This window comes from Shinella sp. JR1-6 (genome assembly GCF_004284735.1).
Taxonomy (GTDB): domain Bacteria; phylum Pseudomonadota; class Alphaproteobacteria; order Rhizobiales; family Rhizobiaceae; genus Shinella.
Genome location: NZ_SHMI01000006.1, coordinates 411539 through 437404 on the forward strand (window position 1 = coordinate 411539; position 25866 = coordinate 437404).

General features: G+C 64.4%; 23 protein-coding genes, 1 pseudogene and 1 riboswitch. Of the genes and pseudogenes, 18 read left to right on the plus strand and 6 right to left on the minus strand.

Features of this window, described 5'->3' with window-relative positions; translation table 11 throughout:
- Window positions 1–11: 11 nt before the first annotated feature.
- Window positions 12–893, minus strand: a complete 882-nt coding sequence (mutM, locus tag EXZ48_RS14280; protein WP_130516559.1) for a bifunctional DNA-formamidopyrimidine glycosylase/DNA-(apurinic or apyrimidinic site) lyase — start codon at window positions 891–893, stop codon at window positions 12–14.
- 183 nt (window positions 894–1076) lie between these two features.
- Between mutM and ubiE the strand changes: the two genes are divergently transcribed.
- The 6 genes from ubiE (at window position 1077) to coaBC (ending at window position 9796) form a co-directional block, all read left to right on the plus strand.
- On the plus strand, window positions 1077–1853 hold the full coding sequence (gene ubiE / locus EXZ48_RS14285) for a bifunctional demethylmenaquinone methyltransferase/2-methoxy-6-polyprenyl-1,4-benzoquinol methylase UbiE (RefSeq protein ID WP_130516560.1): 777 nt from the start codon (window positions 1077–1079) through the stop codon (window positions 1851–1853).
- A gap of 37 nt (window positions 1854–1890) precedes the next feature.
- Window positions 1891–3465 (plus strand): 2-polyprenylphenol 6-hydroxylase, encoded by a 1575-nt coding sequence (gene ubiB / locus EXZ48_RS14290; protein ID WP_130516562.1) that lies wholly within the window; start codon window positions 1891–1893, stop codon window positions 3463–3465.
- A 78-nt stretch (window positions 3466–3543) separates the two neighbouring features.
- Window positions 3544–7161, plus strand: a complete 3618-nt coding sequence (locus EXZ48_RS14295; RefSeq protein WP_130516564.1) for a FecR domain-containing protein — start codon at window positions 3544–3546, stop codon at window positions 7159–7161.
- 42 nt (window positions 7162–7203) lie between these two features.
- Window positions 7204–8007: a potassium channel family protein gene (locus tag EXZ48_RS14300; RefSeq protein ID WP_050742658.1), complete on the plus strand. Its 804-nt coding sequence runs from the start codon at window positions 7204–7206 to the stop codon at window positions 8005–8007.
- Between the two features lie 128 nt (window positions 8008–8135).
- On the plus strand, window positions 8136–8363 hold the full coding sequence (locus EXZ48_RS14305; protein ID WP_050742659.1) for a hypothetical protein: 228 nt from the start codon (window positions 8136–8138) through the stop codon (window positions 8361–8363).
- Window positions 8364–8590: 227 nt separating this feature from the next.
- On the plus strand, window positions 8591–9796 hold the full coding sequence (gene coaBC, locus EXZ48_RS14310) for a bifunctional phosphopantothenoylcysteine decarboxylase/phosphopantothenate--cysteine ligase CoaBC (RefSeq protein WP_130516566.1): 1206 nt from the start codon (window positions 8591–8593) through the stop codon (window positions 9794–9796).
- Here coaBC and EXZ48_RS14315 read toward each other — a convergent pair.
- Complete coding sequence (locus EXZ48_RS14315; RefSeq protein ID WP_023516246.1) at window positions 9789–10610, minus strand: class II glutamine amidotransferase; 822 nt, start codon at window positions 10608–10610, stop codon at window positions 9789–9791. The two genes, coaBC and EXZ48_RS14315, sit on opposite strands and share 8 nt — an antisense overlap.
- Before the next feature lie 276 nt (window positions 10611–10886).
- Between EXZ48_RS14315 and EXZ48_RS14320 the strand changes: the two genes are divergently transcribed.
- The 4 genes from EXZ48_RS14320 to EXZ48_RS14335 all read left to right on the plus strand — a co-directional run bounded on the left by EXZ48_RS14320 (window position 10887) and on the right by EXZ48_RS14335 (window position 13759).
- Entirely contained in the window at window positions 10887–11798 is a 912-nt protein-coding gene (locus EXZ48_RS14320) for a pirin family protein (protein ID WP_024270233.1), read from the plus strand.
- A gap of 55 nt (window positions 11799–11853) precedes the next feature.
- Window positions 11854–12258 (plus strand): GFA family protein, encoded by a 405-nt coding sequence (locus EXZ48_RS14325; RefSeq protein ID WP_023515492.1) that lies wholly within the window; start codon window positions 11854–11856, stop codon window positions 12256–12258.
- 3 nt (window positions 12259–12261) lie between these two features.
- Entirely contained in the window at window positions 12262–13056 is a 795-nt protein-coding gene (locus EXZ48_RS14330; protein WP_130516568.1) for an AraC family transcriptional regulator, read from the plus strand.
- An 85-nt stretch (window positions 13057–13141) separates the two neighbouring features.
- Window positions 13142–13759: a LysE family translocator gene (locus EXZ48_RS14335; protein WP_130516570.1), complete on the plus strand. Its 618-nt coding sequence runs from the start codon at window positions 13142–13144 to the stop codon at window positions 13757–13759.
- 26 nt (window positions 13760–13785) lie between these two features.
- Here EXZ48_RS14335 and thiD read toward each other — a convergent pair whose 3' ends face one another.
- Both thiD and EXZ48_RS14345 read right to left on the minus strand, forming a co-directional pair.
- Window positions 13786–14589: a bifunctional hydroxymethylpyrimidine kinase/phosphomethylpyrimidine kinase gene (gene thiD, locus EXZ48_RS14340; protein WP_130516572.1), complete on the minus strand. Its 804-nt coding sequence runs from the start codon at window positions 14587–14589 to the stop codon at window positions 13786–13788.
- 41 nt (window positions 14590–14630) lie between these two features.
- Window positions 14631–14727: riboswitch (TPP riboswitch) on the minus strand.
- 135 nt (window positions 14728–14862) lie between these two features.
- Complete coding sequence (locus EXZ48_RS14345; RefSeq protein WP_023511945.1) at window positions 14863–16443, minus strand: peptide chain release factor 3; 1581 nt, start codon at window positions 16441–16443, stop codon at window positions 14863–14865.
- Window positions 16444–16536: 93 nt separating this feature from the next.
- Between EXZ48_RS14345 and dut the strand changes: the two genes are divergently transcribed.
- Together dut and EXZ48_RS14355 are read left to right on the plus strand one after the other, a co-directional pair.
- The gene (gene dut, locus EXZ48_RS14350; RefSeq protein ID WP_050742665.1) at window positions 16537–17010 is read left to right on the plus strand and encodes a dUTP diphosphatase; all 474 of its coding nucleotides are present in this window, start codon (window positions 16537–16539) and stop codon (window positions 17008–17010) included.
- A 4-nt stretch (window positions 17011–17014) separates the two neighbouring features.
- Window positions 17015–17902: a GNAT family N-acetyltransferase gene (locus EXZ48_RS14355; RefSeq protein WP_130516574.1), complete on the plus strand. Its 888-nt coding sequence runs from the start codon at window positions 17015–17017 to the stop codon at window positions 17900–17902.
- Here the strand turns inward: EXZ48_RS14355 and EXZ48_RS14360 are convergent, their stop codons facing one another.
- Complete coding sequence (locus EXZ48_RS14360; RefSeq protein WP_130516577.1) at window positions 17903–18535, minus strand: LysE family translocator; 633 nt, start codon at window positions 18533–18535, stop codon at window positions 17903–17905. It lies immediately after the preceding gene.
- Window positions 18536–18741: 206 nt separating this feature from the next.
- Between EXZ48_RS14360 and EXZ48_RS14365 the strand changes: the two genes are divergently transcribed.
- From EXZ48_RS14365 to EXZ48_RS14380, 4 genes are all read left to right on the plus strand, one after another.
- Window positions 18742–19359: a LysE family translocator gene (locus tag EXZ48_RS14365; protein WP_050742668.1), complete on the plus strand. Its 618-nt coding sequence runs from the start codon at window positions 18742–18744 to the stop codon at window positions 19357–19359.
- A 130-nt stretch (window positions 19360–19489) separates the two neighbouring features.
- Entirely contained in the window at window positions 19490–20458 is a 969-nt protein-coding gene (cysK, locus tag EXZ48_RS14370; RefSeq protein WP_130516579.1) for a cysteine synthase A, read from the plus strand.
- 61 nt (window positions 20459–20519) lie between these two features.
- The gene (locus tag EXZ48_RS14375) at window positions 20520–20918 is read left to right on the plus strand and encodes a VOC family protein (protein ID WP_130516581.1); all 399 of its coding nucleotides are present in this window, start codon (window positions 20520–20522) and stop codon (window positions 20916–20918) included.
- Between the two features lie 115 nt (window positions 20919–21033).
- On the plus strand, window positions 21034–21231 hold the full coding sequence (locus tag EXZ48_RS14380) for a hypothetical protein (RefSeq protein ID WP_130516583.1): 198 nt from the start codon (window positions 21034–21036) through the stop codon (window positions 21229–21231).
- A gap of 91 nt (window positions 21232–21322) precedes the next feature.
- On the opposite strand, the pseudogene EXZ48_RS14385 reads toward EXZ48_RS14380, so the two are convergent.
- Window positions 21323–22624 (minus strand): annotated as a pseudogene (locus EXZ48_RS14385) (YifB family Mg chelatase-like AAA ATPase); the annotation flags it as partial.
- A gap of 1207 nt (window positions 22625–23831) precedes the next feature.
- Between EXZ48_RS14385 and EXZ48_RS35930 the strand changes: the two are divergent.
- Together EXZ48_RS35930 and EXZ48_RS14395 are read left to right on the plus strand one after the other, a co-directional pair.
- Complete coding sequence (locus EXZ48_RS35930; protein WP_371687659.1) at window positions 23832–24134, plus strand: DUF6634 family protein; 303 nt, start codon at window positions 23832–23834, stop codon at window positions 24132–24134.
- 61 nt (window positions 24135–24195) lie between these two features.
- Window positions 24196–25866, plus strand: a 1671-nt coding sequence (locus EXZ48_RS14395) for an AAA family ATPase (protein WP_130516586.1), incomplete at its 3' end; no start/stop codon positions are given.

Below are 25866 nucleotides of genomic sequence, written 5' to 3' on the forward strand. Positions count from 1 at the left end.
TCTCCTCTGTTCTATTTCTGGCAGGCGGCGCAATGGAATGTCGATCGGCCGCTCTGCACGATGCGGCCAATCGTGCCTGCGCAGCCCGGCGTGCGGCAAGGCTCCTTCTCGCGGTCATAGACGGAAAAGGAATGCTGGAAATAGCCGAGCGAGCCGTCGGCGCGGATATGGTCGCGCAGGGTCGAACCACCCGCCTCGATGGCATCGGCGATCACCTGACGGATCGCCTCGGTCAGGTAGACGAGTTCCTTCTTCGGCTTGCCCGCAGCCGTTACCAGCGTGCCCGCCAGCCTTTCCGGCGAAAGATGCGCGCGCCAGAGGGCTTCGCAGACATAGATGTTGCCGAGGCCGGCAATATTCTTCTGATCGAGCAGAGCAGCCTTCAGCGGCGTCTGGCGGCCGCGGAACTTGGCGGCGATATAGTCGGCATCCAATGTGTTGCCGGTCGGCTCGGCGCCGAGATCGCGGAAGAAGGCGTGGGCGGCGATATCTTCCCGCCGGGCAAGGTCCATAAAGCCGAAACGGCGGGGATCGTTATAGATGACGCGGCGCTCGCCTTCCGGCGTCTCCAGATGAAACACGACATGATCATGGCGCGCGTCCTTGCTGCGGGGAATGTGGAAATCGCCGGGTGGCTCGGCACCCTCCACCCGGAAGGAGCCGGACATACCAAGATGGGCGATCACCACGTCTCCGCCGTCGATATCGATGAGCAGATACTTGGCGCGGCGGCCGAGCGAGACGACACGGCGGCCGGACACCGCCTCGGAAAAGGCCGGCGGGAAGGGGAAGCGCAGGTCCGGGCGGCGCAGCTCCGCCCGGCGGATCGTCGCTCCCTCCATGACCGGGGCAAGGCCGCGGCGCACCGTTTCCACTTCCGGCAATTCCGGCATTACGTTCTCCTTCGATTTAACCTTGAGCGCATTTGCCGCGGCGCGGCATTTCCCTCTCGGCAATCTATGTCCTATATACCCGGCGAAGCGACGGGTGCTGTGCGTGAGATAGCGCGGCCCCGGCCAATTCGCTATGGTCTTTGCGGCAATCCGGCTGCGACAGACCGGCCCATGGAGACGACGATGACGGAACAGCGCACATCCGCGGACGGCGGCATGGAAACCTCCTACGGGTTTCGCGAGGTGCCGCAGGGCGAGAAGCAGGCGCTCGTCAACGACGTGTTCCACAAGGTGGCCAAGCGCTACGACATCATGAACGACGTCATGTCCGCCGGCCTGCACCGGGCCTGGAAGGACGCGATGATCGCGAGCCTCAACCCGCGCAAGGATCCGTCCTACAGAGTTCTGGACGTCGCCGGCGGCACGGGCGACATCGCCTTCCGCATCGTGGAGGCTTCCGACAAGCTGGCCCATGCCACCGTGCTCGACATCAACGGCTCGATGCTGTCGGTCGGCGCGGACCGGGCGGCGAAGAAGGGCCTTTCCGCCAATCTCGATTTCGTCGAGGCCAATGCGGAGGAGCTTCCATTCGAGACCGGCAGTTTCGATGCCTATACGATCGCCTTCGGTATCCGCAACGTGCCGCGCATCGATGTGGCGCTGTCGGAGGCCTACCGCGTCCTGAAACGGGGCGGGCGCCTGCTCGTGCTCGAATTCTCCGAAGTGGAGATACCGCTGCTCGACACGTTCTACGAGACCTGGTCGTTCAAGGCGATCCCGCAGTTTGGCAAGATGATCACCGGGGATGCCGAGCCTTATCAGTATCTCGTGGAATCGATCCGCAAGTTCCCGAACCAGCAGGATTTTGCCGCGATGATCCGCACCGCCGGCTTCTCCCGCGTCACCTTCACCAACTATACCGGCGGCATTGCGGCGCTGCATTCGGGCTGGAAGCTCTGAGCATGGCCCCGTCCTCCTGCAAGCGGCACCGTTCCGCATGAGTATTTTCGGTGCCTATCTTCGGCTCGCCCGCGTGGGCTGGGTTCTCGTGCGCGAGGGCGTCGTCTCGGCGCTGCCGACGGAGGGCATGCCGCCGCTCGCCCGCACCGCGCATACGCTTGCCGGCCTCTTCGAACGCCGCCGGGCTTCGAAGGAGGACCGCAGCGACCGCCTCGCCCGCGCCATCGAGCGTCTCGGCCCCTCCTATGTGAAGATGGGCCAGTTCCTGGCGACCCGGCCCGACGTCGTCGGCGCCGAGATCGCGGTCGATCTCTCCGCCCTGCAGGACCGCATGGCGACTTTTCCGCGCGAAGCGGCCGTCGCCACTGTCGAAGGCTCGCTCGGCCGGCCGCTCGACGATCTCTATGTGAATTTCGGCGACCCGATCGCCGCTGCCTCCATCGCGCAGGTCCATCCCGCGACGGTGCGCGACGCGACCGGCGAACGCAAGGTCGCCGTCAAGGTCATCCGCCCCGGCGTGCGCCAGCGTTTCGCCCACGATCTCGAGGCGATGTATGCGGCCGCGCACCTCCAGGAACGCATCCTGCCCAACACGCGCCGGCTGAAGCCGGTCGAGGTGACGCGCACATTGGAGCAGACGACGAAGGTCGAGATGGATCTTCGCCTCGAAGCGGCCGCGCTTTCGGAACTCGGCGAGAACACCACGGACGACCCCGGTTTCCGGGTGCCCAAGGTCGATTGGGAGCGCACCGGGCGCGACGTCGTCACCATGGAGTGGATCGACGGTATCAAGATGTCCGATGTCGAGGGGCTGCGTAACGCCGGCCACGACCTCGACAAGCTGGCCGACACGCTGATCCAGTCCTTCCTGCGCCACACGCTGCGCGACGGCTTTTTCCATGCCGACATGCACCAGGGCAATCTCTTCGTCGATTCCGAAGGCGTGATCGTCGCCGTCGACATGGGCATCGTCGGCCGGCTCGGCAAGAAGGAGCGCCGCTTCCTTGCCGAAATCCTCTACGGCTTCATCACGCGCGACTACCAGCGCGTCGCCGACGTGCATTTCGAGGCGGGCTACGTGCCCTCGCATCATGATACTGCCAGCTTTGCCCAGGCGATCCGTGCCATCGGCGAGCCGATCCACGGCCAACCGGCCGAGACCATCTCCATGGCAAAACTCCTGACCCTGCTTTTCGAGGTGACGGAACTCTTCGACATGGAGACCCGCACCGAACTCGTCATGCTGCAGAAGACCATGGTGGTGGTGGAAGGCGTCTCGCGCACGCTGAACCCCCGCTTCAACATGTGGAAGGCCTCCGAGGGCGTTGTCGGGGACTGGATCCGGGACAATCTGGGGCCGAAGCGGCTTTTGACGGACCTGCGCGACGGCGCCCATGCCGCCCTGCGGCTGGCCGAGGCCGCCCCGGAAATCGCGGCCAAGGCGGAAAAGCTTTCGCAGGATATCACGAGCATGGCCGAAAAAGGCCTGCGTTTCGATGCAGAGACCGCCGAAGCGATCGGCCGCTCCGAGGCGCGCCACAGTCGCTCCGGCCGGCTGGCACTCTGGATCATTGCTGCAACACTCATCTATATCGCCTGGACGCTTACCTGACGGGTTGCTCTCCGCGCGTTGACAACACCGAAAAATTGCATCCATATCGTCGCCTTCGAGGGTGGACGAACAAGAAACATGCGTGTGTTGAAGCTGGGCGTTTCGGCCCTCGCGATCGTTGCGGGCTTTTTTCCGGCGTCGGCCGAAATTCTGCCGCGCGGCTCAACCGTCGATGGCGCCGTCGTGGATCGCAAATCCGGTGAGGAGGTGCGTTTCGTTGCGGTGGACAACTGGCGCGGCGTCGAGGTCAACCAGGACCTCCTTGCCGGCGATACGCTTCGCACCAATGCCATCGGCAGCCTTGCCATCCGCTTTGCCGACAACACCCTGGTGCGCATGGCGCGCGAGACGGTTTTGCGCGTGCGCAAGATCGACGGCGCCTCGGACAGTTTGCTCAATCTCGAAGGCGGCACGATCTGGGGCCGGGCGGACCGCGGCGGCAGCGGGCTGACCGTCGACACGCCCGCGGCGGCGGCGGCCATTCGCGGCACGGACTGGACGCTGCGTGCCGAGGGCGACCGCACGACGCTGACCGTGCTCGAGGGCACGGCGGAGCTATCCAATGCGCAGGGCACGGTGACGGTCGGCCAGGGCGAAGGCGCCGTGGCGCGGATCGGCGAGGCACCGCGCAAGTACATCCTCGTCAATCTCAAGGAGCGCGAGCAGGTCTTGCTCTACAGCGAGGTGCGCGGCACCTTCTCGAACCTGCCGATCAGCGGTGCGCAAAGCACCGAAGCCCGCGCCGAGCGGCGACGCATCCTCGATACGCCGGAAGCCGGCCGCAGCCGCGAGGACTGGCTGAAGCTTGCCGAGACGGCGCTCGCCTATGACGGCAGGGCCGCAGCCGAAGCCGCCCTTGCCCGCCTGCCGCGCCCGCTTCCCGCCGCGCTGGAAGCCCGCGCCAACCTGGTCGAGGCGATGATCGCCGGCCAGGCCACGCGATATGACGCGGCGATCCGGCTTTTCCGCAAGGCGATGCCGCATCTTGCCGGCGAACGGCGCGCCATGGCGCAGTACGGCGCGTGGATCGCCCTCTCGCTGGAGGATCCCGACACCAGCGCACGCCCTCCCGTGCTGAACCGCACGCCGAAATCGGCCGGCGAGGCCCTTGCCCAGGCCACCGTCATCGCCAACCTGCAGGGCGAGGTCGAGGCGATCGCGTTCCTGCGCAAGGCCGAGCAGCGTTTCCCGAAGGATGCGACCCTGCCCGCCATGCGCGCCAGCCTTGCCTATGAACTCGACGATCGCGACGAGGTGCGCGCAGCGCTCGACCGCGCCGGATCGATCGATCCGGACGATCCTGCCCACCTGCTTGTCAGCGCTCGGTTCCGTGCCACCGTGTCGAGCGACGTCGACGGTGCCCTTGCCGATCTCGACCGGGCGGTGAAGGCCGCCCCCGGCGACGATGCGGTGTGGAACGAGATCGGCATCCTCAAGAGCGACCGCAACGCCATCGTCGAAGCCAATGCCGCCCATCGGCGCGCCATCGCCCTCAACCCGGAAAACGCTGCGCTGCATGCCAACCACGCCCGTTTCCTGATGGACAACGACCAGATGGCAGCGGCAAAGGCGGCGATCGACGCCGCCGAAGCACTCGACCCCACCTCCTACGCCGTGCTTGCCGCCAAGGGTCGCTATCTGCTGCGCATGGGCGAGACCGCGGAAGGCGAGAAGGTCTTGCAGGAAGCCGCGGCCGTCAATCCGACGGCCGGCGACACGCTGATCGGCCTTGCCATCGCCAACTACCAGAGCGGCGCCGATGCCGAGACCGCGCAGGCGCTCGACAATGCCGACCGTTTCGACAAGGACAATCCGAGCATCGCGCTGATCCGCGCCGGCATCGCGATCGATGAGTTCCGCGCCGACGACGCCATCCTCGACGCCCGCGAGGCGTTGCGCCGCCGCCAGGCACGCGGCGGCTACTATTCCGGCTACGACACCAACCGGCAGGTCTCCTCCTATCTCGGCGTGGCGCTCGACAATATCGGCCTCACCGAATGGGGCCAGTTCTATGCCGACCGGTCCTACGACCCCTTCGTCTCCACGACCTATATTGACGAGGCGACAGCGGGTGGCGGCAGCCCCTTCGTCAATACGCCGCTTTCCGGCCTCGACCGTTCCGCCTCCGGCGGGTCCTCCATCGCATCGGAACTTCAGGCCCGGCTCTTCGCCCCCCTGTCCATCGCTTCGGAGGAAAAGCGCAACAGCCTCGAGACCCGCAACTTCTTCGAGGCCTCGCTGGGCGGAACACTCACAGGCTACGGCGCCGATACCGGCTGGGCGAGCGACATCCTCCTCCAGGGCACGAGCTATACGCCCATGCCGGTCAGCTACTATCTGCAGGGTAGCCTCTTCCGACCGGAGAGCGCCCGGGAGAACGACGAGAACGACCTTCTGGGCGGGCTTTTCCGCATCGGCATCAAGCCGACGCTGACCGACAGCGTCTACCTCTTCGGCAACAGGATCCGGCAGGAGGTCGGTTATCCCGGCCAGACCTCCAATCCTGCCCCTTTCAACGACAGCGTGACGGATGCTACCGAGCTTGGCGTCGCGTGGAGCCATGTCATCGGCGAGCGCAACGTGGTGCAAGCCTTCGCAGTCAACCGCCGGGTGGACGACCTGACCCGATCCCGCTCCACCGACAACAGCGTTGTCCCACCCGTTGTCTATCGCATCAATGAAAGGTCGCGGGAGGACATCTTCACCTATGGCGTCGGTCATCTTCTGGGCATCGGGCCCCTGACGCTGCGCTACGGGATAGAAGCGGCAGAAAGCGATTTCCGGATTTCCGCAACCTCGACCAACCTGACGACCGGCGAGATCGAGGACCTCGGCGTCGCCAACGGCGGCAGTTCGACGACACAGGCCTATATCGACGGCTATCTGGAGCTTTCTGATAGCCTGCAGATCCAGGCAGGCGCGTTCCAATCCCGCTTCGACGGCGACAGCCCGCGCTGGGGACCGGTCGACTACCGGCTCGGCATCGCCTTCGCGCCGAACGACAATCATTGGCTGCGCGCCTACTATCGGCGGGATACCCAGTTCGCCAGCAACTACACGCTTTCGCCCGTCACGACGGTCGGGCTTACCCCGATGGAGCTGCCGCTCTTCCGGGGCGGGCAGACGCGGACGACGGCGGTGCGCTGGGATGCCGAGTGGAACGAACGCTTCTTCACCGCGGTCGAGTACCAGCACCTGCGCTTCAACGGCCTAACGCTGACACCGGAAGACTTCATGGCGAGCTTCCTGACGGACACGGGCAAGATCGACCGCCTGCAGATCAGCGCCAACTACTGGGTCGCCGACGGTCTCGGCGCCTTCGGCTCCTTCACCTGGAACACCAGCAAGGACACCACGACCGGCTGGGACCCCTCCTTCGACGTGCCGCTGGTGCCCGACTATGTGGCGCAGGCAGGCCTGACGTATGTGCACCCCGCGCGCTGGACGGCAACGCTCGCCCAGAGCTTCGTCGGTCCGCGGCTCGGCTCGCAATATTACGAGGAGGACGGCGCACCAGGTGGCCGCACGCTCGACAGCTACTGGACGACGGATGTCGCACTGACCTGGAAATCGGAGAGCGGGCACCTGGAGGCCGGCCTCAGCGTGCTGAACATCTTCGACAACGACATCGAGATGGCAGATCGCCTGCCCGGGCCCGGCCGCACCTTCCTCGCGACGATGAAGGCGCGGTTCTGACGGGACGCTTGACCGGCCTTTGGCGGGCGCTAGTCTTTCGGCATGGCTGACGAACCTCTGACCGCAACCGAACCGCCGCCCTTTCTCGAACGGGTGCGGCGGCAGTTGCGCGGGCTCTATTTCGGCCGCGACCGGGAGGCGATCCGTTTCCAGGTCACCATGCTCTTCGTCGATATCGTGATCCTCGGTTTCTTCATCGCCGGCCCGTATCTGCGCACCGGGCCGGCCTACATCATCGTCGATTACGTCATCGCCGCCATCATCGCCTTCGAGCTCGCCGCACGGGCGCTGATCGCGCCGAACCTGCGCTACTGGGCAACGCGGCCGATGACCTGGGTGGATATCGTCGTGCTCGGCACACTGCTCTTTCCCAATCAGCTGCACAATTTCGCCTTCCTGCGTGTCCTGCGCATCTGGGCGATCAGCCAGAGCAAGCTGGTGACATTGCTGCTGCACCGCATCGGGCAAGGCGAGAAGGAGGAGGTCATCCAGGCCTGCGTGAATTTCCTCGTCTTCCTCTTCCTCGTCACCGGCTTCGTCTACAGCAACTTCTTCTACAGCGCCGAGGGTTTCGAAGGCTTCGTCGACGCGCTCTATTTCTCCGTCGCGACCGTCACGACCACCGGCTTCGGCGACATCACCCTGCCCGGCACGCTGGGAAAGCTCACGTCCATCGTCACGATGATCATCGGCATCTCGCTCTTCGTCCGCCTCGCGCAGGCGATCGTGCGGCCCTACAAGGTGAACTTCCCTTGCCCGCAATGCGGCCTCTCGCGCCACGAGACCGATGCCGTGCACTGCAAGGCCTGCGGCCATGTGCTGAACATTCCGAACGACGACACCTGAATCACCCTGTCTTGGCCCGCCGCGCCTGTTCCCGCAGGACGGGAAAGATGCTACTTTAGAAAAGTCGGAATAACCGACATATTGCATTGCAAGACCGTATTCTCCAAAGGGCCAGAGGGGAGCCGTCCATGCGCAAGATCCTTGTTTCCATCGCCATTACTGCCATGTCCCTTGGTGCTTCCGCCGCACCGTCGCTCGCCGGCATGACGCCGGACCCCGCGACGATCCGGTCGGCAAGCGCCGTCGAGCTTGCCACGCACTACTACGGCCATAAGCCGAAGTGCTTCTGGAAGAAGATCAAGAAATACGACTACTACGGCAACCTCGTCATCAAGAAGGTGAAGGTCTGCCACTAGGCGCCTTGCCGGCCACGGTTGGGGAACCGCCGCCGGACAAGACCTGAAAACACTGCCGCAACGGGCAGGACGGAGCAGTCGCCCTTCCGAGCGTGGGGCATGCGCTACAGGCGGCTGGAGGTTTCCGCGCTTCTTCGAAGCACGAAAACACTCCAGCGTCTTGTTTTCACACGATTGCGGGCGCAAAACCGCTTCAGCGCTTTTGCTGGAATTGTTTGGGACCCACCATGTCGCTTGCTGGAAAACGCATCCTCCTCGTCATGTCCGGCGGCATCGCCGCCTACAAGAGCCTCGACCTGATCCGCCGGCTGCGCGAGCGCGGCGCCGAGGTTCGTCCGGTCATGACGGCGGGCGCGCAGCAATTCGTCACGCCGCTTGCCGTCGGCGCGCTTTCGGCCGGCCATGTCTATACCGACCTCTTTTCCCGCGAAGACGAACAGGATGTCGGGCATATCCGGCTGGCGCGCGATTGCGACCTCATCGTCGTCGCCCCCGCCACGGCCGATCTCATGGCGAAGATGGCGAACGGCCTCGCCGACGACCTTGCCTCCACGGTGCTGCTCGCCACCGACCGGCCGGTGCTGCTGGCTCCCGCCATGAACCCGAAAATGTGGTCGCATCCGGCGACCCGGCGCAATGTCGAGACGCTGCGGGGGTACGGGCTTGCCTTTGTCGGCCCCAATGCCGGCGAGATGGCGGAGGGCGGCGAAGCCGGCCTTGGCCGCATGGCCGAACCGCTCGAGATCGTCGCAGCGGTGGAAGGCCTGCTCGATGGTAACGCAAGGCCGCTGGCCGGCCGCAAGGCCGTCGTTACGTCCGGGCCGACCCATGAGCCTATCGACCCCGTGCGCTACATCGCGAACCGCTCCTCCGGCCGGCAGGGCCACGCCATCGCCGCAGCGCTCGCCCGGCTCGGGGCCGAGGTGACGCTGGTGTCCGGCCCCGTCACGCTCAGCGATCCGCCGGGCGTCAAGGTGGTGAAGGTCGAGCGGGCGGACGAGATGCTGCAGGCGGTCCTCGGCGTACTGCCCGCGGATATCGCCGTCATGGTCGCGGCCGTCGCCGACTGGCGCGTGGCAACACCGAACAGCGAGAAGATCAAGAAGCAGCCGGGCGAAGGACCGCCCCCGCTGATGCTCGCCGAGAACCCGGATATCCTGAAGACCGTCGGCCATCATGCCAAACGCCCGAAGGTCGTCGTCGGCTTTGCCGCCGAGACGCAGGATGTCGAGAACAACGGCCGGGTGAAGCTGCAGAAGAAGGGCGCCGACCTCATCGTCGCCAACGACGTCTCGCCGGAAACGGGCATCATGGGTGGCATGCGCAACAGCGTGAAGCTGATCACCGCCGGCGGCGTCGAGCAATGGCCGGATCTTTCGAAGGACGACGTCGCCGGTCGCCTTGCCGGCTGGATTGCCGAACGGCTTACTTGACGAGGGCGAGACGCCCTTCCATCGCCTGTGCCGGCCGGCCAGCGGGAGAGAAGATGCGCACATCGACGCCGTTTTCGCCGAGCACGACGGCGCTGCCATCGGGGATTTCCACCCAGGCTTCCGTATCGTCGTTCAGCGGCTCGGAGACCAGGCAATAGCCGCCCGTCGCACCCATTGGCGCGGCATAGAGCGTCGGCGCGGCGTAGTCCGTCGCATACCGCACCGCATAGAGCTGGTCGCCATCGGTGAAGGCGGCGGTGAAGCGCACGAGCACGCGGCGCTCCAGATGGGCGGCGAGCCGCTCGACGAAGGCGATCGTCTCGGCCATCGCGCCGAGCGGGTCGCGGGCAAGGCCGAACTGCAGGGCGAGCAGGAAGAGCAGCTCGGAATCCGTCGAGCCGGTGCGGGCCATGTAGAGGTCGTTGTCGAGCATGGTTTCGAGCGGCCGGCGCAGGTGCTCGAAGTCGGCGATCTGGCCATTGTGCATGAAGGACCAGATGCCGTTGACGAAGGGATGGCAATTGTCGCGCCGCGTTCCGCCGCCGGTTGCGGCACGCACATGGGCAAGGAACAGCGGCGAGCGCACCTGGCTGGCAATGCTGCGCAGGTTGCAATCCGACCAGGCGGGCAGGATGTCGCGGTAGCGGCCGGGCTCCGCTCGCTCGCCATACCAGGCGATGCCGAAACCGTCGCCATTGGTCGCCGTCTTGGCACGGGTGGCGCAGTGGGATTGCTCGATCAGCGAATGGGCAGGCGAGGACACCAGTTCCTCAAGGAAAAGCGGCTCTCCACGATAGGCTGCCCAACGGCACATGACGCTACTCTCGCTTTCGAAGACCGGCACGAACCGGTGATGGACCCGACGCATTAACCATGGCACTGCCCGGATTTTCAACGCAAATGGGTAAAATTGCGTTAACGAATGTAAACGGGCCGAAACCATGCGTGTCATTATGATGACAGCAGCAAAGGGCGCAGTTTCCGGCGGAACATGCGTTTTGTGAACGGTCCGTTTCCCGGGCGCCGGATTTCGTGAACAATGACCGGGGCGTATAAGGGCTGCAAGCAACCCGACCGAAAGGACCTCCCGATGTCCATACGCCCCGTCAAGCACGAAAGCATCGCCCAGCCGACCATGGAAGGCGCCGGCGTCAAGCTGCACCGCGTCTTCGGGTTCGGTGATCCCTCGATGACAGATCCCTTCCTGATGATGGACGATTTCCGCAACGACAACCCTGCGGACTACATCCGCGGCTTCCCCTGGCATCCCCATCGCGGCATCGAGACCATAACCTATGTGCTGGCCGGCACCGTGGAACACGGCGACAGCCTCGGCAACAACGGCGTCATGGGTGCCGGCGATGTGCAGTGGATGACCGCTGGCAGCGGCATCCTGCATCAGGAAATGCCGCGTGGCGACTTTGCCGGCAAGATGCACGGTTTCCAGCTGTGGGCCAACCTGCCCTCCTCGCTGAAAATGACCGCGCCGCGCTACCAGGACATCAAGTCCGCCGACATCCCCGTCGTCGTCGATGACGACGGCACGGCGGTGCGCATCATCAGCGGAAGCTTCTGGGGCCGGAGCGGGCCGGTTGACGGCATCGCCGCCGAACCGGTCTATCTTGACGTTTCCGTACCGCCGGGCAAGCGCAAGGTGCTGCCCGTCGACACCTACCGCTCCGCCTTCGCCTATATCTTCGCCGGTTCGGGCACCTTCCGCGATGCCTCCAAGCCGTTCGGCGTGAAGGTGGAGAAGGAGTACCAGGGCGAGGAACTGAACATTCGCGATCTCTCCGGCAACCGCACGCTCGTGGTCTTCGACACGGGCGACGAGGTGACGGTTCAGGCCGGCGAGAAGGGCATCCGCTTCCTGCTCGTTACCGGCAAGCCGATCCAGGAGCCCGTCGCTTGGCATGGTCCGATCGTGATGAACACGCGCGAGGAGCTGCAGCAGGCGATGCGCGAACTGCAGAACGGCACCTTCATCAAGCCGGCGCATTGACGCGCGGCTGCGAAACCCTATCCTTCCGCCCTGTCCCGCGGCGGAAGGATAGACCATGCGGATCGACGGCCAATGCCATTGCGGCTTCGTCACCTACGAAGCCGAGATCGACCCCGAGGCGGTCTCCATCTGTCATTGCACGGATTGCCAGCGGCTGACCGGCTCGCCCTACCGCGTCACCGCGAGCCTTCCGAAGGACGCCCTGCGCCTCACCGGCAATCCGCCGAAACTCTACACGAAGACGGCCGAGAACGGCCGCAAGCGCCTGCAGTATTTCTGCCCCGAATGCGGTTCGCCGCTGTTCACGACAGGCACGGACACCGATGCTGCAACGTGGGGCATCCGCTGGGGCAGCATCAACCAGCGCGCCGCGCTTTCCCCGAAAAGCCAGATCTGGTGCCGCTCGGCCCTCGACTGGTTCGGAGAAGCGACGGCGCTTCCCGGCGTCGCGACGGATTGAACCATGGCGACGGAGCGTTTCCAGATCGTGCGAACGGGCCTCGACGGTATCGAGGCGGTCTTTGCCGACAGCCGGCATACCTTCGCGCGCCATACGCACGAGACCTACGGCATCGGCCTCATCGAACGCGGCGCGCAGAAATCGGCGAGCGGGCGCGGGCTGGTGGAGGCAGCGGCCGGCAACACGATTACCGTCAATCCCGGCGAGGTGCATGACGGCGCGCCAATCGGCGGCGCCGCGCGTGCCTGGCACATGCTCTACCTGCAGCCCGCGCTCGTCCAAGCGGCCGCCGAAGATATTTTCGAAGGGCGACCGCGCGAGGAATTCTACGCGCCGGTGCTGGAGGACGGGCGCATTGCGGGCCTGCTTTCGAGGCTGCTCACCCTGCTTCTCGACGCAAGCGCCGGCGCGCTCGGCCGCGAAGAACAGCTTCTCCTGCTGCTTGCCGCCGTGCTGCGCGAACAGGCGCCGCGGCAGGACGGTCCCGCGGCGATCGGCCGTGCCCGTGACCGGCTCGACGGCGATCCGGCCTCGGCCGTGACGCTGGAAAACCTTGCCAGCGAGTGTGGGCTCGGCCGCTTCCGGCTGGTGCGCGATTTTGCCCGCCTCACCGGCCTGACACCGCATGCCTACCTGCTCCAGCGCCGCACCGAGCTTGCCCGGCGGCTGATTGCTTCCGGCACGCCGCTCGCCGAGGCAGCGATTGCGTCCGGCTTTGCCGACCAGAGCCACATGACGCGCAATTTCACCCGCCGCTACGGCTACACACCCGGCACCTATCTCGCCGCCCGCGCCTGAACGGCCTGCATCCCGCAATTTCGTTCAAGACCCGCGCCGCCCGTCCGGTATTCCCTGCCGTCTTTCAAGCCGCATGGAACCAGACATGACTTCCGAATTCCTCATTACCTCGCTCGTCGTCATCCTTTTGCCCGGCACCGGCGTGATCTATACGCTGGCGCTCGGCATCAGCGGCGGGTTCCGCGCTGCCGTTCTGGCCGCCTTCGGCTGCACGCTCGGCATCATCCCGCATATCCTCGCCAGCGTCGTTGGCCTCGCCGCCGTGCTGCATGCCAGTGCGCTCGCCTTCGAGGTGCTGCGCTATATCGGCGTCGCCTATCTCCTGTTCATCGCCTGGAGCCTGCTGAAGGACAGCAATGCGCTGGATGTCGGGCCGGAGCAGGCACCGGTCGGCGGCGCGGCAAGGATCGTGCGCAAGGGCATCTTCACCAACATCTTCAATCCGAAGCTCTCGCTGTTCTTTCTCGCCTTCCTGCCGCAGTTCATCCCGGCGGGCACTTCCGGCGATGCCACCGGACAGATGCTCGTCCTCGGCGGCATCTTCATGGCGCTCACCTTCCTTGTCTTCGTCGGCTATGGAGCGCTTGCCGCCGGCCTGCGCCGGCAGGTGCTGAGCCGGCCGGCGGTCATCGTCTGGATGCAGCGCAGCTTCGCCGCCGCCCTCGGCCTCATGGGCCTCAGGCTTGCACTCGCCGACCGGTAACGGCCTGAGCGGGCTGCCGACCGGTCCTAAAGAGCGTGAAAATGATGCAGCGGGCCGTGGCCGGAGCCGACGGTCAGCGCATCCGACATGCGCACGGCACCGGCGATGAAGCGCTTGGCCGCCGCCACGGCATCGGGGAGCGCCAGTCCCTTGCCGAGTTCGGCTGCGATTGCGCTCGACAGGGAACAACCGGTGCCATGCGTGTTGCGTGTCAGCACCCGCACACCCTCGAACCAGTGCAGCCGGTCTGGCGTCGCGAGCACGTCGGGGCTCTCGCTGCCCGGCAGATGACCGCCCTTCAGCAGCACCGCCTTCGGCCCGAAGCCAAGCAGCCGCCTTGCCTGGTCCTCCATACCAGCCCGGTCCACGGCCTCCGCCTCGCCCAGGAGGGCAGCCGCCTCCGGCAGATTCGGCGTCAGCACGCTTGCGCGCGGCAGCAGCTGGCGCGTCAGTGCGGCGACGGCCTCCTGCGCCAGGAGCGAAGCCCCGCCCTTGGCGACCATGACCGGGTCGAGCACGATGGGCACATCACGATGCGGCGAGAGGGCAGCGGCCACGGCTTCGGCGATCTCTGCCGAGGCGATCATGCCGATCTTCACCGCATCCACCCGGATATCGGCGAAAACCGCGGCGATCTGCGCCGCCACGAAGCCGGGCGGCACCAGATGCACGCCGGAAACGCCTTGCGTATTCTGCGCCGTCAGGGCCGTCAGGGCCGCCATACCGTAAGCACCGTGCGCGGCAAACGTCTTGAGATCCGCCTGTATGCCCGCGCCGCCCGAGGGATCGGAGCCCGCGATCGAGAGAATGTTTGCGATTGTGTCGGCCATCTCGCCTCCTTTCGGCAGGAGTGGCCTCGGGGTGGCTGCGATGCGGCACCCGTTCGACTCCCTCCGCCGGCATGATCCGGTTCAGGTTCAAAGGGTGCTTCTCAGCCCGCCTTCCGGCGGACGCCCCTGTCTTAAACGAGTTTTCGCAAATGACGCGGCGCCTGTCACGCCGAAAGTGGCGTCCAGGAGCGTTTGCCCCCGGTGCCATGCATCCTTCCCCCTATCCGCAGGGAGAAGGCGGCCGATGGATTCGCAGGCAGGTAACCCGCCCAATCAAGCCTTTGTGACGTGGTATTCCTTGATGGCAACCATCTTGATTGCCGGATACCGCTCTGCCTCGTAGCGCAGCGAGAAGGCATCCTGCGCCAGGAAGACCGGGTCGCCGTCAAGGTCGCGGGCGATATCGCCGCGGCGCTGGGTGACGAACTTGTCCAGCTCCGCCGCGCTGTCCGAGGAAATCCAGCGGCAGACGGAAAAGCGTGACATTTCGAAGGAGACCGGCAGGCCATATTCCGCCGAAAGCCGCTCCTTCAACACGTCGAGCTGCAGCGCACCGACGACGCCGACGATGGCGGGCGAGCCGTCTTCCGGCGAGAAGAGCTGCACGACGCCCTCCTCCGCCATCTGCTGGAGCGCCTCCTTCAGCTTCTTGGCCTTCATCGCGTCTTCCAGCCGCACGCGGCGCAGGATTTCCGGCGCGAAGTTCGGCACGCCTTCGAAGACCAGCGCCTCGCCTTCCGTCAGCGTGTCGCCGATGCGCAGCGTGCCATGGTTGGGAATCCCCACCACGTCGCCGGCATAGGCCGTATCGGCCAGCTGGCGCTGCGAGGCGAAGAAGAACTGCGGGGCGGAAAGGCCGATCGTCTTGCCCGTGCGGGCAAGGCGCACCTTCATGCCACGCTCCAGCATGCCGGAGCAGACGCGGGCAAAGGCGATGCGGTCGCGATGGTTCGGGTCCATGTTCGCCTGGATCTTGAAGACGAAGGCCGTCATCTTGTCTTCCGAGGCGTGGACCTTGCGCACATCCGCCACCTGATCGCGCGGCGGCGGCGCGAAGGCGCCGAGTGCGTTGATGAGGTCTCGCACGCCGAAATTCCGCAGCGCCGAGCCGAAGAAGACCGGCGTCATGTGCCCCTCAAGGAAGGCCTCCTGATCGTAGGGCCGGCAGGCCTCGCGGGCGAGTTCAAGCTCTTCGGTGAAGGCGGCCCGCTCGTTTTCCGGCAGGTTCTTCGCCACGACGGCCGGGTCGTCGATCTTCGTCGGCTGCACTTGCGTGTCCGAGCCGCGGAAGGTGCGCTCGGCCAGGTGATAGGAGCCGCAAAAGGTCTTCGAGCGGCCGACCGGCCAGGTGATGGGCGCGGTGTCGAGCGCCAGCTTCTCTTCCACCTCATCGAGGATTTCGAAGGGGTCGCGGCTCTCGCGGTCCATCTTGTTGACGAAGGTGATGATCGGGATGTCGCGCAGGCGGCAGACCTCGAACAGCTTCAGCGTGCGCGGCTCGATGCCCTTGGCGGCGTCGATGACCATGACCGCCGCATCCACCGCCGTCAGCGTGCGGTAGGTGTCGTCGGCGAAGTCCTCGTGGCCGGGCGTATCGAGAATGTTGAAGACGTTGCCGTCATATTCGAAGGTCATCACCGAGGTGACGACGGAGATGCCGCGTTCACGCTCGATCTTCATCCAGTCCGAACGGGTCTGGATGCGGTCCTTCTTCGCCTTCACTTCGCCGGCGAGCTGGATGGCACCGCCGAAAAGCAGGAGCTTTTCCGTGAGGGTGGTCTTACCGGCATCCGGGTGCGCGATGATCGCAAAGGTGCGGCGGCGGGAGACCGCCTCTGCAAGGGTTTCGGCCATTTTCTGCAATATCCTGTGAGTTGCCGCGGTCTTTACAGGCTCCGCCGGGAAGATGCAATTGACGGGGTGGGACTGCGGCCGGCTTATGGGCGGATGAACGCACACGCCTCCACCCAGCCCATGCTCAGCCTTCTCCGCCTGCCGCATGGCGCGGGCATAGAACTTCCCGCCTACGAGACCGGCGGCGCCGCCGGCATGGACCTGCGTGCCGCCGTGGCAGAAGATCAATCGCTGACACTGCTGCCCGGCAAGCGCACCCTGGTGCCGACCGGCTTCGTCTTCGAAATCCCGTCCGGTTACGAGGGGCAAGTCCGCCCCCGCTCCGGCCTTGCCTTCAAGAACGGCGTCACCTGCCTCAACACGCCCGGCACCATCGACAGCGACTATCGCGGCGAGGTGAAGGTGCTGCTCGTCAATCTCGGCGAAGAACCCTTCGTCATCGAACGCGGCATGCGCATCGCGCAGATGGTGATCGCCCCGGTCACGCAGGTCGCCGTGCGCGAGGCGGAGACGGCGAGCGAGACGACACGCGGAGCCGGCGGTTTCGGCTCCACTGGCGTACGCTAGGTCGATGCCCCACCGCGAAGACCTTTCCTTCCGTTCGGACTATTTCGGCGACAGCACCGCCTGGCGGGCGCTCGCCGGTCTACTTGAGGATGTCTTCGACATCGATGTGACGGTCATGGACCGGCTCGGCGGACCGGACCCGACCAGTATCCCCTTTGCCTGGTTCGACGGCGAAGGCCGCTGCATCGCAAATATCAGTGCCTTTTCCCTGCCGCTTGTCGTCAACGGCACCTTCGTGCGCGCCGCGGGCCTGCAATCGGGCGCCGTGCGGCCGGAATACCGTGGAAAGGGGCTCTACCGCGACGTCATGGAAGCGGCGCTACGGCACTGCGATGCGGAAGGGTTCGAGGCCGTCGTGCTTCTGACCGATACGCCGGATCTCTACCGCCGCCATGGCTTTCGCGTTCTGGCACAGCATCGTTTCGAAGGACCGGCGCCGACAGGCGGCCGGGCCGGGCCGCTTCGACGGCTCGATATCGGCAGCGAGGCCGATGTCACGCTGCTCGGCCGCCTGCTTGAGGGACGCCGACCGGTATCCGATCACTTTGCGCCGCTGCGGCAGAAGGAGATGTTCCTCTTCAATGCCACGCTGATGCCGGACCTCAGACTCGACCTGATGGAAGAGACCAATACCGCGATCGCCTGGCAGATGAGCGTGGATGGCGGCGTCGATCTCCTCGATGTCGTCGGCGCGCGCATTCCGAGCCTTGCGGACATCCTGGCGAGCCTGCACACCGCACCTGCCCGTGTCACCGTGCACTTTGCACCCGATCATCTGGACTGGGCGGGCGCGGGTCTACCGGACGAAAACGACATGGTGCTCATGCTGCGCGGGTCGGGTGGGCTTTCGCCGGAGCAACCTTTCGCGCTGCCGCCGATGGCCGAGTTCTGATCAGCGGCGCGCATCCATCGCCATGCGCAGCGCAAACCCCGCGAGCACGGTGCCCATGAGCCAGCGCTGCACCAGCATCCAGCGCGGACGAGTCGTGAAAAGGGCAGCAACGGAGCCGGCGGAAACAGCGATCAGTGCATTGACGCTGATGCTGATGGCGACCTGCGTGCCGCCGAGGACCAGTGCCTGCGGGAAGACATCGCCCTTCGCCGGGTCGATGAACTGCGGCAGCAGCGAGAGATAGAGCATCGCGACCTTCGGGTTCAGCAGGTTTGTCAAAAGGCCCATGAGAAAAAGCTTGCGGTTGCTGTCTCGCGGCAGCGCCTTCACCTCGAAGGCAGAGCGCCCGCCGGGACGTAGCGCTTGCCAGGCAAGCCAGGCCAGATAGAGCGCGCCGGCAAACCGCAGCGCATCATAGGCATAGGGCACCGCCATCAGAAGCGCGGTGATGCCAAGGGCTGCGGAGATGAGGTAGAACACGAAACCGAGCGCCACGCCGCCAAGCGAGACAAGACCGGCTGCCGGCCCCTGGCAGATCGAGCGGGAGATGAGATAGATCATGTTCGGGCCCGGCGTCAGCACCATGCCGAGCGCGATGAGGGCAAAGGCGGCAAGGCTGGTGACGTCGGGCATCCACGATCCTCCATGGCGGGAACAAGACATATCGCGCGTTTCCAGCCCGCCGCAAGTGCCCATCTCCCCCGACGCCATGGAGGCGTGAAAGGTGTGCAGCGCAGTTTTCCAAAGCCCGGTTTTCCGTTCCGTCTAGAGCGCTACAAAACCGCTTCGCTCCTGGGCTGGAAGTGCGCTAGAAGAACAGGATCCTTCGGAGTTCCGTCATGACCGTCGCTGTCCTGCTTGCCTATTGTGGCGCCTTGTTCATCGCTGCCATCATTCCCGGTCCCGGCATCACGGCGATCGTCGCGCGGGCGCTCGGCTCGGGGTTCCGGCCCACTTTCTTCATGGGGCTCGGCCTCATCCTCGGCGACATGATCTATCTGACGGCGGTCATCCTGGGCCTTGCCTTCATCGCCCAGACCTTCACCACGACCTTCATGCTGATCAAGATCGCAGGCGCGCTCTATCTCGGCTATATCGCCTGGAAGCTCTGGACGAGCGGCCTCATCCCGCAGGATATCGAGGCGCGGACCTCGAGCAGCATGACGATGTCGTTCCTCTCGGGTCTCTTCGTGACGCTCGGCAACCCGAAGACCATGCTCTTCTATGTCGCGCTGGTGCCGACGCTGATCGATCTCGAGGCGATCGGCCTCGAAGACTACGGCATGCTGCTTGCCGCGACCTTCGTGGTGCTGCTCGTCGTGCTGGTGCCCTATATCGCCCTTGCCTCGCGCGCGAGGCTTCTCCTGAAGCAGCCGAAGGCGCTGCAGCGGATGAACCGGGTCGCCGCCGGCATTCTCGCCGGGACCGCCGCTTACATCGCGACCCGCGCGGCGTGAAGGTTCATCCGGTTTTGCGCCGGCAGGAAACGGATTATTCCGCTTTCGGCACTTTTGTCGCGAAATCCGGACTCGTCTCCGGCACCATTCGCTCCTATCTTCTGCGGAACGAGAACCGAGGGAGCACCCGATGACCGACACCCGCAAACCCGGCCGCGGCCGTATCTACGCCTCCATCACCGAGACGATCGGCGATACGCCGATCGTGCGGCTCGACAAATTTGCGAAGGAAAAGGGCGTTTCGGCCACCCTTCTTGCAAAACTCGAATTCTTCAACCCGATCGCCTCGGTAAAGGACCGTATCGGCGTGGCGATGATCGAGGCGCTCGAAGCCGATGGCAGGATCACGCCCGGCAGCTCGACGCTGGTGGAGCCGACCTCGGGCAATACGGGGATCGCCCTCGCCTTCGCTGCCGCCGCCAAGGGCTACCGCCTCATTCTCACCATGCCGGAGACCATGTCGGTCGAGCGGCGCAAGATGCTGGCGCTGCTCGGTGCCGAACTTGTGCTGACCGAAGGCCCGAAGGGCATGAAGGGCGCGATTGCCAAGGCAGAGGAGCTGGCCGCCACCATTCCCGGCGCGATCATCCCCCAGCAGTTCGAGAACCAGGCCAATCCCGAAATCCACCGCCGGACGACCGCCGAAGAGATCTGGAACGACACGGACGGCGCGGTCGATATCCTCGTTTCCGGCATCGGCACCGGCGGCACGATCACCGGCGCCGGCCAGGTGCTGAAGGCAAGGAAGCCCGGTTTCAAGGTCGTCGCCGTCGAGCCGGCCGACAGCCCGGTCCTGTCCGGCGGCACTCCCGGCCCGCACAAGATCCAGGGCATCGGCGCCGGTTTCGCGCCGGCGGTCCTTGATACGTCCGTCTATGACGAGGTCGTGACCGTCACGAACGACGAGGCCTTCGAAAATGCCCGCCTCGTGGCACGGCTGGAAGGCGTACCGGTCGGCATCTCCTCCGGCGCAGCGCTCACCGCCGCCGTCAAGGTCGGCAGCCGCCCGGAAAACGCCGGCAAGACCATCGTCGTCATCATCCCCTCCTTTGCCGAGCGCTACCTTTCCACCGCGCTCTTCGAAGGTCTCGGCGGCTGAGGCTCCCGGCCCGTCGCGCCATGCGCAAGGCGGGCCGCCACCATTTCCCGGCGGGCACTTCATGCTCCACCATCTCTCCCTCGGCGTTCGCGACATTCTCCGCGCAGCCGCGTTCTACGACGCGGCCCTGGCGCCGCTCGGCTACGGGCGGGTGTGGTCGGATATCCGCCCCGGCGAACCGGATCAGGCCGTCGGCTACGGGCCGCCGGGCAGTGGCGACAAGCTCTGCCTGAAGGACCGCGGCATGGTCGCCGCCCCGCCGGGACCGGGCTTTCACGTCGCTTTCGCCGCACCGAGCCGCAGCGCGGTGGACGCCTTCCATCAGGCCGCCCTTTCCGCCGGCGGACGCGACAACGGCCCGCCCGGCCTTCGGCTCCACTACGGTCCGGCCTACTATGCGGCCTTCGTGATCGATCCCGACGGGCACGCTATCGAAGCCGTCTTCAAAGACCCGGTTTGAGCCTCTGTCGGCAGGCGTACCGTTCGCCCGCCACCGATCAACCTGGCACGATCCTCCCCACATCAAGGACGGCTCGGGCAGCGACACAATCCCCGGACTCCAAGGCGGGAGGCACTTGATCGGCAACGGCGCGACGAATGGCACCGGCGACCGGGAGATCTATGCGTCCGTCAGAACAATCCCGATGAAATCCGGCTCACCGGAGTGGCTGCATAACTCGTTCTCAACACCATCCGGCACCGAAGCGATTTCGCTTCGGCTGGTGGGGCTTTGGTTTTGCGGTGCACCCATGTCGCTGGAGCATTTCCGGTAAATCCGTGTTCACCGGAAATGCTCTATCTCCTTGTTTCTTCCGCATTGCCCGCCGCCGAAACGATCCCGCTTCGGTTGGAAATGCTCCAGGATCACGCCGCCGCGGAAAGCCGTTCGCTCGCAATGCGGTAGGAGATTGCCTCCGCAAGGTGAATACGCCCGACGATGGGCGTTTCATCGAGATCGGCGAGCGTGCGGGCGACCTTGAGGATGCGGTGATAGCCACGCGCGGAAAAATGCATCTTTTCCGCGGCATCGCGCAAGAGCTGGAGGCCACCGGGATCGGGCTCCGCCACCTTTTCGACGAGCGCGGTCGAAGCACGCGCATTGCTGGTGACGGAGGCCATGCCGAGCCGGGCAAAACGATCGACCTGCAGGACGCGGGCACGGGCAACACGGCGGGCGACGGTCTCGCTGGCCTCGGCAGCCATGGGGCGGATGAGGTCCGTCGCCGAAACGGCCGGCACGTCGATGCGGATGTCGATACGGTCCATCAGCGGACCGGAAATGCGGGCCTGATAGTCGCTCATGCAGCGCGGACCGCGGGCGCAGCTGCGGCCGGGTTCACCCGCCATGCCACAGCGGCAGGGGTTCATCGCCGCGACGAGCTGCATGGCGGCAGGGTAGCTCACCCGATGGTTTGCCCGGGCAATGATGCACTCCCCCGTTTCGAGCGGCTGGCGCAGGGCATCGAGCGCCTGCGGCGAGAATTCCGGCAGTTCGTCGAGGAAGAGCACACCATTATGGGCGAGCGACACCTCGCCGGGCCTTGCCCGCGATCCGCCGCCGACCAGCGCGGCCATGGTGGCGGAATGGTGCGGTGCACGAAAGGGCCGACGATCCGACAGCCGACCGCCAGAAAGCTGGCCGGCGATGGAATGGATCATCGAGACCTCCAGCAGCTCGCGCGGCGAGAGCGGCGGCAGGATGGCGGCAAGGCGCGCGGCGAGCATGGATTTTCCCGAGCCCGGCGGGCCGACCATCAAGAGGTTGTGGTTTCCCGCCGCCGCGACCTCCAGCGCCCGCTTGGCACTCTCCTGCCCACGGATATCGGCAAGATCCGGCAGGCCCGCCGCTGCCGTACGGATGGCGGGCGCCGGCCGGGACAGGACCTGCGTGCCCTTGAAATGGTTGGCGAGTGCAATAAGGCTGCGCGGCGCCAGGATGTCGAGATCGCCGCCGGCCCAGGCGGCTTCCGCGCCGTTTTCCGCGGGGCAGATCAATCCCTTGCCGAGCGCATTCGCCCCCATGGCCGCCGGCAGCGCCCCGGCGACCGCGGCGATCGTGCCATCGAGGTTCAGCTCACCGATGACGACGTAGTCCTCCAGCGCATCCCCCGGCACGGCACCGAGCGCCATCATGAGGCCGAGCGCGATGGAAAGGTCGTAGTGGCTGCGTCTGCCACATTCCTAAAAGCTTATTCGTAGATAAACGAGCATTCGCGATCGAGATGCATTTGTCGACCGATATCCCTCAGTTCCCTGTTCGATCCTTCTGGAGGATCGAACATCCGCACGGAGCGATGTTCCCCGTCCCGATGCTTCCGGATAGCCATGATAAGGGATTGTTGTCACCGGAGGCCGTAGCGAATGCGAAGGACAGGTGAACCGAGCTCGTCTCGGGTCACCTGTTGACAGCGATCCCGTTCATGGCACCATGGAACCACCGGGCGGAAAACAAACAAAAGTATGCATGGAAGACGGTCATAAGACCGGCTTCCATGCACTCCGTTTTTTGTGTTTGGAGGAGACAGCATGCCACATCAGCGGTTGGCTATCGAGGGAGAGATAGCCACTCCAATCACGCAGTAAGGCTACTCCGCCACGCGATTACTGTCAGTCGAGCTCTCTAAGGGCGACTTAGGCCGGGGTCTGACGGTAGTGCAGCATGCTCGTCTTCGGGACTTGACCCGGCCGATTTCCATCGCACGCCGACCCCATAGAACTTCCCAGTGGCTGTTTCCCCCCAACCGGTAAATTCAATACCCTCGCTTTCGTAGTAATCTTGGAGCGCTCGATGAGATGGGGTCCACCAATTCCCTTTCTCCGCCGCTTTCACTGTTTCCCGAGCCATTTTAGCCTGTTCAGCAATCTCGGCCTGCTCTTTGTTGCAAAGGGCGCGAGCTGCTCTCAAGGAAACGGGAATTGTCTCTATATGGAAATCGCCAGTCATGGCTCTACCTGACAAGTCGGTAGTGGTCGGAGCAGACCACTTCGCGCCCGATCGGGTGATCTCCCCCCCGATCTTTGCATCTCCGAGGAACTCGATTCCTTGCGCAACGTAGAAATCAACCATTTTGAGGTTCGTTTCCGGCATCCGCTCGGACGTCTCGACCGTTGAAAGTGACCGTCGCAAAACGCCAGCGCGGTCAGCCGCAGATTCCTGCGTCAGGTTCAGGAGTGCGCGGGCAGCTCGTAGTGCGTCAGCTGGGGCTGGAATTCTCATCGGTCCGACAAGCCGGTCACCGAAAAAAATGTCAACGATATACCCTCTGGGGTCTTCCATATTCCAAGGAGGGTTCTATAAATACCTTGATGGATCAAAAACGATCCAGAATGATTCGGAGGGTCAATGAGCTACGATGATTCGGCATGGCGGGTAATGTCCCGTCTAAAGCTCGCTGGAGACCTTCGGCGTCTCGCGGACGATCTCGAAGATGCCGCTCCTGCCCCAGCGGAGAGCTCACCCGCTGTCATGATAAATTCATGGATGCGCACCACACGAGAAGTGCCGTGCCTAGTTGGAAGAGTTCTCGGCCACCCGAAACTCGAAGATCACAGCCTGATTCACACGAGCGAGCTTTTCCACATTGATGAGTGCGGTGAGTTCGCGCGCACTAGATCGCGCTGGTATCGCCTCGGGACGCACAGGTCGATGAAATCCGGAGCTTTAGTGAAAGCGTAACGCCAGCGATTATCGATCGAACAATGTTGCTGGGCTCGGTGTTGCCACACTGGAATGATAAATGACAAAGCGCTCCGGAAAATCGCATCGCGTACCGTGGACCGACGCCTCGGAAATTACCATACCCGTCTATATGGCGTACTGCGCGATTGCGGCTGCCCTCCGGCCATGGAATAGGGACTGTGCGGGTTTCAACGTCATACTGTGTCCGCATGAAGACTACGACTTTGAGGTCTTTCAAACTGCGGGCAGAATTTTTGTCGGACGTTTGGGCGACGAGGATCGCCCCTTTGTGCACGAGCTATCGAAACGCTGGCAACGACAACAAGGACTGGTGTCCGAACGCGAGCGCGTCGTTTATTTCAAACCTGTTGGGTACAAGGCTACCGATGAGGAAAAGCTTTCCGCCGATGCCATCTTAGACGTGCCCATCAGGACCCGGAGGCACGCGGAGGCGGCGCTTCGCCGGTTCAACGTGCCTCTCGATAACAGGTACGTCGATCTGCTTCTCACTGAGTCTTGGACGCGGCTAGAGAGAGCGTTCCAATTGCGTCGATCCCCGTTGATCGCATTCGATAGACTGCAGCGCGTTTCGACGATATCGACATCGGCTGCCACTCCCACGCCCAATGCGGGCGGGTCCAAGCTTTCGGATTTGCACGGTCTCGGTCCCGCGGTCGCGTGGGGGACGGAATTGGCAACCGATCTCGCCGACTACAAGGCCGGCAATATCGCTTGGGATCGCGTCGATAGCGGCGCTTTGCTGTCAGGACCGCCGGGCACCGGTAAGACGCTATTCGCGCGCGCGCTGGCGAACACTTGCGATGTGCCAATCGTTTATGGCTCCTTTGCCTCATGGCAGGAGAAAGGCTCCATGGATGCGCTCTTGAAAGAGATGCGTAATGCGTTTGACGATGCCGCTTCCAAGGCACCGTCCATCCTGTTCTTAGACGAACTCGATGCGTTCGGTGATCGAAACACCGGGGATCACCACCAGAGTTACATGACGGGTGTCATCACCGGTCTCCTGCAATTGCTTGACGGTTTCGAACGACGTGTCGGTGTGGTCGTGCTGGGGGCGTGCAATTATCCTGACCGTGTCGACCCTGCCATACGTCGCGCGGGACGCCTTAATAGACACCTCCAGGTTCCGCTTCCCGACGCCCCGGCTAGGCGATCAATCGTCCGATATTACAGCGGCGTCGAACTCGACGCAGAACAGGCGATCGTGTTCGATCTGGCCACGGAAGGGTTTGCAGGAGCCGACATCAAGCTGCTCATAAATGACGCGGAGAGGACGGCACGGCGACAATGCGCAAATTTAGCCGCGTCGCACATAATGGAGCATCTGCGCCCTGTGGTAGCGCTGCCTGAGGAGCATATCTATGCGACGGCGGTCCATGAGGCAGGGCATTCACTGGTCGCAGCGGAGTTGAAGTTTGGGGAATTGGTTAAGGTTTCCGTCACGTCTCATGGGGTCTTCAATGGTCAGTCTCAACTTGGGTACACTCGCTACGCATTTCCTTCGGTGAGACGAAGAACGCGTTCGGAATTCCTGGATGAGATTGCTGTGTTTCTCGGCGGGGTCGCGGCGGAGACTGAGGTCTTCGATTCTTTCGATTGCGGTGCGGCCGGTCCCGAGGCCGCTGATCTAACCGCCTTAATGCATAGCACCGGACGTTTTGGCGACGAGAGGCAGGCTTTTGCTGGCTGCGCGACACCGCAGGCAAGT

Excerpts from the sequence above, each read along its gene's own strand:
- EXZ48_RS14345 (WP_023511945.1), bottom strand. The coding sequence starts at position 16,443 with ATGGCCGAAACCCTTGCAGAGGCGGTCTCCCGCCGCCGCACCTTTGCG.
- dut (WP_050742665.1), top strand. The coding sequence starts at position 16,537 with ATGAACGCACACGCCTCCACCCAGCCCATGCTCAGCCTTCTCCGCCTG.
- EXZ48_RS14295 (WP_130516564.1), top strand. The coding sequence starts at position 3,544 with ATGCGTGTGTTGAAGCTGGGCGTTTCGGCCCTCGCGATCGTTGCGGGC.
- EXZ48_RS14355 (WP_130516574.1), top strand. The coding sequence starts at position 17,015 with ATGCCCCACCGCGAAGACCTTTCCTTCCGTTCGGACTATTTCGGCGAC.
- EXZ48_RS14325 (WP_023515492.1), top strand. The coding sequence starts at position 11,854 with ATGCGGATCGACGGCCAATGCCATTGCGGCTTCGTCACCTACGAAGCC.
- EXZ48_RS14300 (WP_050742658.1), top strand. The coding sequence starts at position 7,204 with ATGGCTGACGAACCTCTGACCGCAACCGAACCGCCGCCCTTTCTCGAA.
- cysK (WP_130516579.1), top strand. The coding sequence starts at position 19,490 with ATGACCGACACCCGCAAACCCGGCCGCGGCCGTATCTACGCCTCCATC.
- ubiB (WP_130516562.1), top strand. The coding sequence starts at position 1,891 with ATGAGTATTTTCGGTGCCTATCTTCGGCTCGCCCGCGTGGGCTGGGTT.
- EXZ48_RS14330 (WP_130516568.1), top strand. The coding sequence starts at position 12,262 with ATGGCGACGGAGCGTTTCCAGATCGTGCGAACGGGCCTCGACGGTATC.
- ubiE (WP_130516560.1), top strand. The coding sequence starts at position 1,077 with ATGACGGAACAGCGCACATCCGCGGACGGCGGCATGGAAACCTCCTAC.
- thiD (WP_130516572.1), bottom strand. The coding sequence starts at position 14,589 with ATGGCCGACACAATCGCAAACATTCTCTCGATCGCGGGCTCCGATCCC.
- EXZ48_RS35930 (WP_371687659.1), top strand. The coding sequence starts at position 23,832 with ATGTCCCGTCTAAAGCTCGCTGGAGACCTTCGGCGTCTCGCGGACGAT.
- EXZ48_RS14320 (WP_024270233.1), top strand. The coding sequence starts at position 10,887 with ATGTCCATACGCCCCGTCAAGCACGAAAGCATCGCCCAGCCGACCATG.
- EXZ48_RS14360 (WP_130516577.1), bottom strand. The coding sequence starts at position 18,535 with ATGCCCGACGTCACCAGCCTTGCCGCCTTTGCCCTCATCGCGCTCGGC.
- EXZ48_RS14375 (WP_130516581.1), top strand. The coding sequence starts at position 20,520 with ATGCTCCACCATCTCTCCCTCGGCGTTCGCGACATTCTCCGCGCAGCC.
- EXZ48_RS14335 (WP_130516570.1), top strand. The coding sequence starts at position 13,142 with ATGACTTCCGAATTCCTCATTACCTCGCTCGTCGTCATCCTTTTGCCC.
- EXZ48_RS14315 (WP_023516246.1), bottom strand. The coding sequence starts at position 10,610 with ATGTGCCGTTGGGCAGCCTATCGTGGAGAGCCGCTTTTCCTTGAGGAA.
- coaBC (WP_130516566.1), top strand. The coding sequence starts at position 8,591 with ATGTCGCTTGCTGGAAAACGCATCCTCCTCGTCATGTCCGGCGGCATC.
- mutM (WP_130516559.1), bottom strand. The coding sequence starts at position 893 with ATGCCGGAATTGCCGGAAGTGGAAACGGTGCGCCGCGGCCTTGCCCCG.
- EXZ48_RS14305 (WP_050742659.1), top strand. The coding sequence starts at position 8,136 with ATGCGCAAGATCCTTGTTTCCATCGCCATTACTGCCATGTCCCTTGGT.
- EXZ48_RS14365 (WP_050742668.1), top strand. The coding sequence starts at position 18,742 with ATGACCGTCGCTGTCCTGCTTGCCTATTGTGGCGCCTTGTTCATCGCT.